This is a genomic window from Kamptonema sp. PCC 6506 (genome assembly GCF_000180455.1).
In the GTDB taxonomy this organism is placed as follows: domain Bacteria; phylum Cyanobacteriota; class Cyanobacteriia; order Cyanobacteriales; family Microcoleaceae; genus Kamptonema; species Kamptonema formosum.
In genome coordinates this window covers 1-12,135 of the sequence record NZ_CACA01000328.1, presented here as the reverse complement: position 1 = coordinate 12,135, position 12,135 = coordinate 1, and the positions used below count along the sequence as shown (strand labels likewise).

The window sequence follows — 12,135 nt, the reverse complement described above, 5'->3', positions numbered from 1 at the left end:
AAAAATTCTCCCCCATCTCCCTCTCCCCCTCTTTCCCTAGTCCCTAGCCCCTAGCCCCTAGCCCCTTCTTCTGCTCCCCCTCTCCCCCTCTTTCCCTAGTCCCTAGCCCCTAGCCCCTAGCCCCTTCTTCTTGGTTTTGACATTGGTTTTGATTTCACTTGTGTAGGGGAATCAGCAAAGTGTACGAGGGGGATATCTATTTCCTCAATCCGATCGGGGAACTCAACTGCAATGTCAGCACCATTAACGATCGCTCCTAACAGTCGCGGCCCTACTTTGTTTAGCTCTTCATCAAATTCTGTTAACCGATCGCTTACTTCAGTCAATGTTTCAGAATTAGTATGACCTTGCCTTGTTACTAAAACTATGCCATCAGTATATGGTTCCAAGGTCAGGGCATCGCTGTATTCATTTAAAGGGGGGGAGTCGATAACTATAAAATCAAAGCGGTGGCGAACTTCTGTAAGTAGCCGCCGGATTTCGCTGGATTCCAGTACAGCAGCGGCTTGTCGCAGAGGCCCGGGACTGGGTATGACAAATAGGTTCTCAACGGCTGGGACAAGCCGAATGCACTCGCAGAGATCGCCGTAGTAACGTAGGGGTTCAATAGAACTAGCGGGATCGGGAGCGACTTTCAAAAATTGAACCCAAGAGGGCGATCGCAAATCTGCTTCGATTAACAAAGTCCGCTTACTAGCACGAGCCGAGGCGATCGCTAAATTGTAAGCGCTAAAAGTCTTGCCTTCAAGAGCAGTAGCAGAAGTTAGTATTACCAGCTTCGGAGGTTTTTCTCCAACGCGGCGTAGATTGCTGCGAAGTTTCTCGTAAAATTCTAGATAAGGAGAATTAGCTTCCAGGGCGATCGGCATATCATCTCTACTGGAGTCAAGGGCGATCGCAAAAGGCAAAATTCCCAATACTTCCACATCCCCTTCTTCCAAAGCCGAGCGAATTTCCTCCCAAGTGTAGAACTTCCCACCCAGCATTCCCAGTAAAAAGATGACTCCGCCCCCTAGTAATATCCCAGCAAATCCCCCCACTGCCAAGATTGCAGACCGACTTTTAGGAGTCAATTTGAGATTCTCAGCTTTTCCAAACTGAGAAATTCTCAAAGAACCTGTTGTCTCCACGATCGCCGCCTGAGCATCCACCCGGGCAGATTGCATCTTATCGTAGAGAGTCTTCTTCAGGTTTACTTCCTGTGCGATGCGCGTCTGTTCTAACTGTTTATTGGGAAGCGTCGCGTGTTCCCGCCGCAGTTGTTGTTCCGTTTTCGCAATACCAACAAGTTGCTGTTGCAGCATCTCCCGCTGAGTTTGCAAATTAATCAAAGTTTTAGCTAATTCTTGTCTGGCGGGATCTAAAGCAGAGTCTACTCGAATCTTCGCCGCACTTAAGGGTGCTGCTACTCCGTCACCTCCAAGTACCTCAGCCGCTCGCTGCTGTAACTGTTGATCCAGTGCTTGTTTGGTGTTAGTTAACTCGACTACTTTCGGGTGTTCGTCCTGAAAATCCAGGCGCAGCACTTGTAACTGAGACTCAATATCGAAAAGTTGCGATCGCAGTTGAGCAATAATTGGGTCAGCAGCCAGAGCTTGAGCCACGTAAGCTTGATCTGCATTCAATCCCAATCGCCCTTCCAGGCTGTTAATTTGAGCATTAACGCCGTCCAACTGAAATCGAATCGTCCGCTGTTGCTGTTGCGCTGAGGCGATCGCTTGAGGCAAAGCAGCAGTCTGAAATGCCAAAATAGATGCTCCCTCTCGTCTCTCGTAGAGTTGAAGTTTTTCTTCAGCAGCTCTGAGATCCTGAATTACCTGTGGTAAACGGTTGTTAATCTGGACGATCGTCTCTCGCAGTATAGAAGTATTAATTAACTGGCTTTGTTTAACCATTTCCTTCATTACTGTATCTACAATTTTTTCTGCTCTCTTAGGATCTTTATTCTTGTAAGAGACTTCAATTCCCGCACCTTGGTCGTTTGATTTCGGCATCTTTATTGACACATTTTTTGTCATCTTTTCTGGCGAAACCTCTACTTCTTTCGCTGCTGCTTCGATTACCTTTTTGTCCAGCAGCATTTCTTTTGTTACTTCCTGCCCCTGCTTTTGAATATCAGTAGCAGTGCTTGAAAAGATCACAGGAGGACGGTGGTAGCTAAGAATACCTGTAGCAGTGTAATTAGGAGCTGTTTCTGGACGAGTTGCTACTAACCCTGACACGCCCACTGCTGCTGCAAAAGTGACTAATCCGACCCATTTGTATTGCTTGAAAGCAATTAGATAACGCTTAACTATTACTGGAGCCATAGGAATTGGTAATTGGTAATTGGTAATTGTTAGTTGTTAGTTGTTAGTTGTTAGTTGTTAGTTGTTAGTTGGTAATTGGTAATTGGTAATTGGCATATTCAGGACTTACGCTCATGGCCCTAGAAACCGGGTTTTTGAGAGAATCTGGGTAACAGCGAAGTATTTTCGTCAAAAAACCCGGTTTCTGTGGTTGGGTGCGTAAGTCCTGATATTGCTCCCCCGCTCCCCCGCTCCCCCGCTCCCCCTCTTTCCCTAGCCCCTAGCCCCTAGCCCCTAGCCCCTTCTTCATTTATCGTCCAGAACCACCACTTGAATTTGGCCCGAAGAGATTTTGTGCTCCTTCTCGCAACTGCTCGAAGAAAAGAACGAATCCCAAAATATCGCGGAATGGTCGAGTAGCAGTATTGATAACATAGCTAATTCTCTCTACCAAATTGCGACCAATGACAATCACATCGTTATCTTCCAGTAAAGGATTCTGAGAAACATCGCCCTCTAAAGCAGCCTTAGCATCTAGTTTTTGGCTAATGGCTATACCTTGCTCTCGATCGAAGCGAAATAGGGCGATTTTTCGGAGGTCAGCAGCATTGAGAGGCACGCCATTGAGAGCATCTAAAAATCTACTACCATTTTGTACATAGAATGAAGTTAGCCCACCACTAGCGTAGCTCAAAACTCGAACATAAATCTGGGGCTTAATCAGAGTTGACTTAGCAACTAAAGCGCGGTTGTAATCTTGCTCTTTACCTGCTTCTAGTTCTGGAACAACGATCGCATCTCCATTTTGCAAAGGGAAATCGAACAGTTCTGTAGCATTTACTAAGGGAGTGTACAAATCAATTGGTTCTTCCACTGTCGAACCATCAACTAATGTCCGCCGCACTCGCACTTCCCGCAAGTCAGCTTTCAAAGTTGCGCCTCCCGCAGCGACTAAAGCACCAGAAATCCGCCCCGAACCAGCAGGTAAAGTATAAAAACCAGGCTTACTCACCTCTCCCGCAATTGTGACTTGTACGGGCCCCTGGGCCGCCGCCAAGCTGTATCTGGCAGCCACATCGCGGTCGGACTTGCGATCGGCTGTGACTTGTTGGTAAGGCACGATAATGGCATCTCCGTCTTCTAGACGCAAATCGGGCGGCGCGATACCAGTTTGCAGGGGGGTTAGTAGGTCGATTTTCTGTTCGGCGATCGCACCGTTAGCTAAAGTGCGGCGTACCAGTACCCCTCGCAAGTCAGCAGTGGAAGTAGTACCGGATGCTGCGAAAAGGGCCGCAGAGATTTGAGGAGTTGGTAGGGGATAAAAACCAGGCCTGGCGACTTGACCTGTGACTGTGACGGTTACGGGACGCTGAATTATCAGGGAGACAGCAACATTGGGATTTTTGATAAATCTGTTGAGGCGATCGCGGATAACTTGCTGTGCTTGTTCGACAGTGAGGCCCCGCAAATTCACTTTGCTGAGCACAGCGAACAACTGCGCTGCGCTTGACACGCGGAGCACAGCGAACAATAACAATTACCAATTACCAATTACCAATTATCATTAGCGATTAGCGATTAGCGATTACCAATTACCAATTACCTAATTTACATCTATGCAGCTTAAACCTCCAGCTTTTTTGCTAAAAATAGCATTTTCTCGGTAGTCTACAGGGCAGTCAATCACAGCAGAGTAAATCTTGGGCAAGGGCTTCTTTGAGTATAGGAATTAAATCACTTGCAGCTTCAACTCGATAGCGCTTTACAAACCCATACTTTCGGCAAACTTCAGCACAAATCTGGATTGCCGATAGCTTGATCGATAAGACTGACTTGCCAAACGTAATCTTCTTGCTTCCACTCAATCAAGCCATAACCGCCATCATTAAAGATGAGAGTAACAAAATTAGTACCTACTCGCAGCGCAGTTTCTAACTCTTGGCAATTCATGCATACAAACCGCCGTCACCGCTTAGCCGCTGACTACTTTCCTGTCGGGATAAACAAGTTTCAGCTGCGATCGCGCCTGAGAATCGCAATTCCCATCGCCGCAAACCCATTAGAAATTAAACAGGTATTGGGGCTGATCGCAGTGGTAGTGACGGGCCATCCACATTTTATGAGCGCCCACATCTTGAGATCAATCTTGAATATCATCCTGAGGCCCATCACTCTGCTTCGATAGAGTCGCTAAGACTATTTTTGTGGGGCTTAATAGGAAAACCATCATCTGATTAGTTTCATGAGCGCATCGTAGATCGAGCGCGCAATATCGGCTGCGTAATTGTACGGCAAATGGTTGGACTGGTTTTCCCTTGCGATCTGTCCGCCGTAAAATTTCATTCAAAGATGTCAGAAATATCGCGGCTAAAACTTCTACAATAGGAATATAGCTGCTGTCAATTTCTGCTGGATCAACGCCAATGTGGATAATAGGACATGGTGCCTTGAGGATTCCATTTCTTGGGCGAATACTCAATTACACGTCATAGCCAATGGCAATCACTAGGCAGTGCGGTATTATCAAAAGCGCATGCTAATGCTGTAGTCCCTGCTTCTGTATAACCCGCCGCACCGATAAGGGCTACTACGGATGAGTATAAGGAATCATTCCTTTGGCTGCCAAGGCGGGGTAAAGAGTATTAGCAACGGGGACATTCCTAAAATAGTAGTTGGCAAATTCCGTTAAAGCCGCACTTGCATTAAGGCACGAATTGCTCCATTGCCAACTAAAATTCAGGGGATTAATCAAGCTTTAGATATGGTAGACTCCTTGGTATCTGCGATCGCTCTGAAAGCCACCATAGGTTTTTTCCCGATCGTCTTTGTTAAGCGGAATACCCTCAACCTCCATTGCCGCAATATTTTCTGGCACATCTATGTGAACTGCTCCTGGTTTTTCGCTCTGAGCAATTTTAAATGCTTTGCGGACAATTTCGGGAGTAATACTAGGGCGCACAATTTGAGCATTCCATTTAGTAACTGGAGCAAACATTGCGACCAAATCTAAATATTGATGAGATTGTGTGTGCATCCTGTCTGTCCCGACTTGTCCCGTAATTGCTACTAGGGGAGCACCGTCTAAGTCAGCATCAGCAACGCCAGTGATTAAATTGGTTGCACCTGGCCCCAAGGTAGATAAACAAACGCCGGCTTTTCCTGTCAAACGTCCGTAAACATCAGCCATGAAAGCTGCGCCTTGTTCGTGGCGAGTGGTGATAAACTTAATTGAAGAATTTCTCAAGGCTTCTAAAACTTCGAGATTTTCTTCACCAGGGAGTCCGAATACGTATTCTACGCCTTCATTTTCCAGACATTTCACTAATAATTGAGCTGTATTCATTTCCGTTTTTCTCCTCTGTAAATTGGGATTTATTCGCCTAAAACAACTGGAATTTGGGGGAGTTTTTGGACAACTTTAGATGCTGACAAAATCTCAAATCGCACGATTTCACCATCATAGCCAAGGTCTAAAATTACACCTGGGTAAACTTCATCACTTTCTTTAATCCGACTTTCTCGCATTGTAATTGTCAGTGAATCTGTTTCGGGATCGTAAGCTACTTTCATAACTAAAGTCCTCTCAAGTATCTGTGAATCTGCGAAGTTTTGTACAGCGTACAAACTACTATCTCTGTTGAAGTTTCTTCTACTACAATTCGCATTAGCATTTCCTACTGTAAATTTGTATCAAAGTACCGCTTCATAAAGATTTGTCGTGCAGATTGATTGCTATTAACGATAAATTCAGGCGTTTGCAGTGTTAGATCAGCTTCTTGTCGGCTAATTTCACGAGTTGCGAGGTTTTGCAGCGCGTGAACTGTCCACCTAATAGGTTTCACCTATCCTCCCGATTATTTCAATTTATTTCACCCACACTGTTTTAATGTTAACAAATTCGTGAATTCCTTGGACGCTCAATTCGCGACCGTAACCGGAACGTTTAATCCCACCAAATGGCAATCTGAGGTCAGATTTGACTAAACCGTTAATAAATACCGATCCGGCTTCTAGTTCGGAAATAAAGCGATCGCTTTCTGTTTTTTCCGCCGTCCAAGCTGATGCTCCTAAACCGAAAGATGTGCTATTTGCTAACTCAATAGCTTCGTCAATTCCAGATACCCGGAATACTAAAGCTACTGGGCCGAAAAATTCCTCAAGGCGGGCGGGAGAATCCGCAGGAATTTCTGCTAAAATGGTAGGCTGATAGAAATTTCCTGGTTGCTCAGATAAAGCGCGACCACCAGTCAAGAGTTTGGCTCCCGACTGAATGCAAGCTTGTACTTGAGTGTCTAATTCTTGGAGAATATTTGGGGTTGCTAAAGGGCCAATATCTGTGTCTGGAAGCATGGGATCGCCAATTTTTAAAGCCTCCATTTTGGCGACAAAATGTTTGAGAAATTCGTCGGCGATCGCGTCTGCCAAAATAAAGCGTTTTGCGGCAATACAAGACTGACCGTTATTGATCGTCCTGGCGGTGACAGCAGTTGACGCGGCAGCGGCGATATCGGCACTCGGCATTACAATATACGGGTCACTTCCCCCCAATTCCAGCACTGTTTTCTTCAAACTTTTTCCCGCCGCTGCTGCTAAACTTGCACCCGCTGGTTCGCTTCCTGTCAGGGTTGCTGCTTTAACGCGATCGTCAGTAACAATATTTGCTACTTTATCGGCACCAACTAGCAAGGTTTGAAACACTCCGGGGGGAAAACCCGCTTCTGTAAAGATTTCTTCGATAGTTAAGGCGCACTGTGGTACGTTAGAAGCGTGTTTGAGTAAGCCAACATTGCCGGCCATGAGTGCGGGTGCAGCAAAGCGGAAAACCTGCCAAAATGGGAAGTTCCAAGGCATGACGGCCAAAATGGGGCCGAGGGGTTGGTAGCGGACAAAACTTTGGCTAGCGTCGGTTTTTGCTGGTGCGTCGGCGAGAAATTGGGGCGCATTTTCAGCGTAATAACGACAACCTAAAGCCGATTTTTCGACTTCTGCGATCGCAGATTTTAAAGTTTTACCCATTTCCAGGGTCATAATTTTGGCAAATTTTTCGCGATCGCGTTCCAAAATATCCGCAGTTGCCTGCATCCACTTCGCTTTTTGTTCAAATGGCAGGCGGCGGTATTTGCTAAATGCCTGCTGTGCTAATTCCAGCTTAGCTTCAATTTCTGCATCCGAGTCGGGTGCATAAGTTTTGAGTGTTTCCCCCGTTGTGGGGTTAATTGTCGCAATAGCCATTGCTTCATCTCCTTTGCAAAAAAGATGCAAAAACCCCCTCTAAGCTTTGATTTAGGCGGGGGTGGTACTTGAGTAAATCTAAGATTTTCATTTGCGGCTGGTGCCGTATCTTCCTCAATGCGATCGAGCTTAAAGCTCTCAAACTTTAATTATATCTTGTTTAGAAGCGATCGCCAGCATTTTTTATTTTTTCTGAGGGTCAGTGCGATCGGACAACAGATTCCCAGACCCTTTAATAATGGCGATTGAAATCGCTACTACACGCACAAAGTCCGCCTACGCGGACTAAAGAATAAAGGGTTATTTAAGTCGGATTTGGTATAAGAGATGCCTCAACATCTATTAGTCCGCGTAGGCGGACTTTGTTTGTGTAGCTGCGGTTTCAACCGCCGGACTTTATTTTTGTAACTCAAGCCGATGTTTGCTCAAAATAATTCTGACCATAAGATTGATAATAATACCTGCTTCCCTTATCCCCATTCGCCACCATTCCCAACAAGGGAATCCCCGCCATTTTCAAATCTTCTAAGGCCAAAAGTAAGGCCTCTCGCTCAGTTTGATTCAATCCCACCACCAACATTAACCCATTAGTATGAGCACCCAACAAATTCGCATCCGCTAAACCCAAAAGCGGCGGAGTATCGTAAATAATCAAGTCGAATTTACTTGACAAATTCTCCATTAAATGTTGCATTTTCCGAGACGAAAGCAACTTAGTGGGATCGGGGAAAAATGGGCCAGAGGTTAACACAAATAAATTATCCTCTCTTGGCGATTGTACCATCACCTCCTCTACCTCCAAATCCTCAGTAATTACACTACTTAAACCCTTCCAATTTGGCAAGCATAACATTTCATGCACCTGCGGCCGCCGTAAATCAGCATCTACCAATAACACCCGCTGACCCATCGCCGCCGCCGCCATTGCCAGATTTACCGCTACAGTAGACTTACCATCTGCAACTTGACAAGATGTAATTGCACAAGACCGAATGGGACTGTCAACATTCAACAACCGAATATTAGCATTCAACGATCTAAAAGCTTCCTGAAACGCATTTGTAGGAGTAGGCGGATTTTCCAAATCAATCGCCGCAGTCTCAGCAGAAGGAAGCCGCAAAACTTTATCGCTAACAGGAATTACCCCTAACAAAGGCAATTGTAAAGTATATTTAGCTTCTTCCGGCGTGTGGAAAACCTTATGTTGAAACCGTTCCGCCAACTGCGCTAAAAGCATCCCCAAAAGCAATCCTGCAACTCCGCCTACAGCCAAATTTAAAGGCATATTGGGAGAAACTGGTATCAACTCCCCATTTTGATAACGAGGAATTTCTGGCTTAGCAATCACATCCCAAGCCACATCTTTCACACCCACAGCTTCAAGTTGTAAAGCTTGTTGTTTGGCTAATAAACCATTGAGCGTATTATTACTGGTTTCTAAATCCCGCTGCAAATCAGCATAGCGGCGAAGCACCACAGGAAATACTTGCGCGTATTGACTTAACTGTTTTTCCGCTTGTTCGAGAACCTGATTGCGTACTCCTAATACCTGAATTTGATTAGCAGTATTCACCAATTCCTCGATTAATTTCATCCGCACAGAATCCTGAAAAGCCAAAACTTGTGGATTAACTTTACCTAAGTCAGTACCCAAAACTCGCTCAGCTTCTTGTCGTAACAAAGGTAGCAAATTTTTGCGCTGCTCTAACATCGATTGCATTTGCGGACTTTCTTGAGTATAAGTAGCTAAATTAATCGCAATATTTGCTTCTAATTGTTGCAATTGAGTCAGTAAAGCTTGATAGCGAGGTGCTTGGGTAAGTGCAGATGCCATTAATGCTTGTCTTTGATCTAATCCTAGCTGTGCTTCCAGGTTCTTGTAGAGTAATTCCTGTTGATTTTTCTGCGTTTGAGTGTCCAACCTCTGAGTTTGAAGTTGACTCATTTGCTGAGCAAGTTGTTGAGTTTGGATTTGAGGATCGATAAAATTATATTATAGCTGAAACTTACCTTCATATTCATTTGTTTGGGTTAAAGTCCAGCTAAAAGCTGCCGTAGTTAGTGCTGCTGTCACTCCCACAATTAAAATAGCTCTGCGTCGAAAGACATCCCAGATACTCGTCTGTTCTATTTCAGTTTTATCTTGCTGTTTGTAAAACTCGTCTGGATAAAGGACGGAATTTAATTTTGGCTGTGCTGCTTGTGTTTTCTTAGAATTAATTACTATTAATTGTGAATTTGGTTCTGGCTTCATTTTGCACCTACAACTTTTTAAGGGGATTTTAGATTGTTAGTCAGATTGTTGGTTAGTCTTGCAATAGTTCGCGGTTTTGAGCTTTGGAATTTGACTGAGATTAGTAAATTAAATTTTATTTTTGGCTCATCGAAATAAATCGAAAACTCTGAGAATTCCTAAAAATGGACTAAAAGGAGCTATAGTTCCCCCTACTCTATCTGAGAATGCCGCACGACCGGAGCGTTTTACCATAATTACGTCATTACTACGAAGCAAAGGATTAGTTTCTTCATTCACCGCCGCCTCAAAATTAATAGAGATAGTCCGCCGGGAAACAGTACCGTTGGGATTCAATCTAATTAATTCTACTGAACTCATATCGGCTCGTGCTTTATTAAATCCTCCGGCTGCTAATAAGGCTTGATTTAAAGAAGTGCTCGGCGGGACAGCAATAGCTCCTGGTCTGATCGCTTCCCCAACTATGCTAATATTAATTGTATCTGGAGAGAAGCTAGAATTTCCCACTTCTGCATTTTCAATGGAGTTTGTATTATCTGCTTTCGGGACGATAATAGTATCTCCTTGTTGCAGCATTACGTCTTGGGTTATATCTCCCGCCTGTAATAGTTCCCAAAGATTAACACTAATCGTTTGTTCCGTGCCGGCGCGGGTGATGCGGCGAACTTGAATCTGGCGAATGTCGGCTTGTTGGGTAATGCCTCCTGCTAGTTTAATTGCTTTAGTAACAGTGCTTGGCCCGCTAGTGTCTGGTGGAGGTTCGTTTGAGCTGAGCAGTGTTTGATTTCCATTAGCCTCGATAGCTGTGATTTGATTAGTTTGAATATCTCTACCTAGAGTGTAAGTACCGGGACGGGCCACTTCACCGACTACTGCAATATTAATAGCTTCATTACTTTCTGAGGAAAAATTTGCATTTGCTAAAGTGCGGTTTTCCTCGCGGTTAATATCAGTGACAGTGGGGATATAAATAGCGTCTCCATCTCGTAAGGTAATATCACTACGTAAGTCACCACTCTGCAATAATTCCCAAAGGTTGACATTAATAATTTGTTCTGGCCCGCCGCGTTGAGGCCGACGGATTTTGATTTGGCGAACGTCGGCGGAGGGGGTAATACCGCCGGCCATTTTTAGGGCCCGCGTGACTGTTGGGAGTTGGGTTCCTACTTGCTCTGCGAAGCCACCGGGGCCAGATGAGGGGGATACTGTATAGGAACCGGGACGGTGAACTTCGCCGGCAATGGCGATTTGTAGAGGTCGCGGGGCCAGCAATTTCAGGGTAATTACCGGCCGTCTGAGGTATTTGCCATATCGCTGTTTAATCTCGTCAGCAGCTTGTTCTAAGGTCATGCCTTGAACGCCGAGGTTGCCAATTAAGGGGAGGCTGAGAGTACCGTCGGCAAGGATTTGGTGCTGACCGTTGGGGCCGCTGTATTCGGGGACGTTAAAAATGTCAATTTGAATGCGATCGCCTGCTCCTAAAGTGTATGCTTCAGAGGTTTGGATGGCTGACTGTACGGGAATGGGAAATGGTGCCGGTGCAGGAACGGGCAAAGGAGGGGGGGGTGGTGGCAACTGGGCTACACTAGGAGAAGATGCGGTCGCTGCCATCAGAGTTGATGCTGTTAAACTTTTGACGATATTAATTATTTGATTAGTTATCATCGCGATCGCCTTTAGCTTTTAGCCTCATTTTGCCCTTCAAACTCAAATGTAACCTAACTCCTCTAGTTTGGTAAGAATTTTAAGAACACTTTCATCTATACTTTCCTCTGCTGTAGAGCAAATTATCTCAGGGTTGAGGGGTTCTTCGTAAGGGTCATCAATGCCAGTAAATCCCTTAATTTCGCCTGCTCTCGCCTTAGCGTACAACCCTTTTACATCTCGCGCTTCGCAGGTTTCCAGAGAAGCTTTTACATATACTTCAACAAAGTTAGGTTCCATTACGCGAATCTCGTCGCGTACCACTCTGTAAGGACTAATGGCTGCGGTAATTGCCACAACTCCATTGCGCGACAAAAGATGAGCTACGAATCCAATTCGGCGAATATTAGTATCGCGGTCTTCTCTGCTAAAACCTAATCCTTTTGACAGATGCGTTCTGACAACATCGCCATCCAATATTTCTACTTTACAACCTCTGGCTTTTAGTTCTGGTTCTACAGCTTTACTAATTGTTGTTTTTCCTGAACCGCTGAGTCCAGTAAACCACAAGATGAAACCTTTTTTTGTCATTGTTATAAATAGGAGCTAGGGGCTAGGGACTAGGGGCTAGGGAAGAAGGGAAGAAGGGGCTAGAGGCTAGGGGCTAGGGGCTAGGGAATAAGGGGCGATGCGTGCCTAAGTCCTAATTTTAGTAAC

The 12,135-nt window shown here is 45.1% G+C and carries 13 protein-coding genes; all 13 read right to left on the bottom strand.

Features of this window, described 5'->3' with window-relative positions; genetic code table 11:
• Positions 1-116: 116 nt before the first annotated feature.
• The 13 genes from OSCI_RS21835 to cysC all read right to left on the bottom strand — a co-directional run bounded on the left by OSCI_RS21835 (position 117) and on the right by cysC (position 12,009).
• A complete protein-coding gene (locus OSCI_RS21835; RefSeq protein ID WP_007357326.1) occupies positions 117-2,309 on the bottom strand; it encodes a GumC family protein in 2,193 nt (730 codons plus the stop codon).
• A 289-nt stretch (positions 2,310-2,598) separates the two neighbouring features.
• Positions 2,599-3,774, bottom strand: a complete 1,176-nt coding sequence (locus OSCI_RS21830; RefSeq protein ID WP_234708799.1) for a polysaccharide biosynthesis/export family protein — start codon at positions 3,772-3,774, stop codon at positions 2,599-2,601.
• A gap of 302 nt (positions 3,775-4,076) precedes the next feature.
• On the bottom strand, positions 4,077-4,238 hold the full coding sequence (locus OSCI_RS31705) for a thiamine pyrophosphate-dependent enzyme (protein ID WP_234708798.1): 162 nt from the start codon (positions 4,236-4,238) through the stop codon (positions 4,077-4,079).
• A gap of 60 nt (positions 4,239-4,298) precedes the next feature.
• Positions 4,299-4,445: a hypothetical protein gene (locus OSCI_RS31700; protein ID WP_234708797.1), complete on the bottom strand. Its 147-nt coding sequence runs from the start codon at positions 4,443-4,445 to the stop codon at positions 4,299-4,301.
• Positions 4,429-4,767 carry a hypothetical protein gene (locus OSCI_RS31695; RefSeq protein ID WP_007357324.1) on the bottom strand — a complete coding sequence of 113 codons (339 nt, stop codon included), beginning with the start codon at positions 4,765-4,767 and terminating at the stop codon, positions 4,429-4,431. Before OSCI_RS31695 ends, OSCI_RS31700 begins: the two co-directional genes overlap by 17 nt.
• Before the next feature lie 276 nt (positions 4,768-5,043).
• Positions 5,044-5,631 (bottom strand): thiamine pyrophosphate-binding protein, encoded by a 588-nt coding sequence (locus tag OSCI_RS31690; RefSeq protein WP_234708796.1) that lies wholly within the window; start codon positions 5,629-5,631, stop codon positions 5,044-5,046.
• Between the two features lie 29 nt (positions 5,632-5,660).
• Entirely contained in the window at positions 5,661-5,858 is a 198-nt protein-coding gene (locus tag OSCI_RS21820) for a DUF2283 domain-containing protein (protein ID WP_007357323.1), read from the bottom strand.
• Positions 5,859-5,962: 104 nt separating this feature from the next.
• Positions 5,963-6,130: a hypothetical protein gene (locus tag OSCI_RS30900; RefSeq protein ID WP_007357322.1), complete on the bottom strand. Its 168-nt coding sequence runs from the start codon at positions 6,128-6,130 to the stop codon at positions 5,963-5,965.
• 22 nt (positions 6,131-6,152) lie between these two features.
• A complete protein-coding gene (locus OSCI_RS21815) occupies positions 6,153-7,520 on the bottom strand; it encodes an NAD-dependent succinate-semialdehyde dehydrogenase (RefSeq protein WP_007357321.1) in 1,368 nt (455 codons plus the stop codon).
• Positions 7,521-7,929: 409 nt separating this feature from the next.
• Positions 7,930-9,465 carry a polysaccharide biosynthesis tyrosine autokinase gene (locus tag OSCI_RS21810; RefSeq protein ID WP_007357320.1) on the bottom strand — a complete coding sequence of 512 codons (1,536 nt, stop codon included), beginning with the start codon at positions 9,463-9,465 and terminating at the stop codon, positions 7,930-7,932.
• A 48-nt stretch (positions 9,466-9,513) separates the two neighbouring features.
• Positions 9,514-9,774 (bottom strand): hypothetical protein, encoded by a 261-nt coding sequence (locus tag OSCI_RS31685; protein ID WP_007357319.1) that lies wholly within the window; start codon positions 9,772-9,774, stop codon positions 9,514-9,516.
• 126 nt (positions 9,775-9,900) lie between these two features.
• Positions 9,901-11,439, bottom strand: a complete 1,539-nt coding sequence (locus tag OSCI_RS21805) for an SLBB domain-containing protein (protein ID WP_007357318.1) — start codon at positions 11,437-11,439, stop codon at positions 9,901-9,903.
• 42 nt (positions 11,440-11,481) lie between these two features.
• Positions 11,482-12,009, bottom strand: a complete 528-nt coding sequence (gene cysC, locus OSCI_RS21800; protein ID WP_007357317.1) for an adenylyl-sulfate kinase — start codon at positions 12,007-12,009, stop codon at positions 11,482-11,484.
• Positions 12,010-12,135 lie beyond the last annotated feature (126 nt).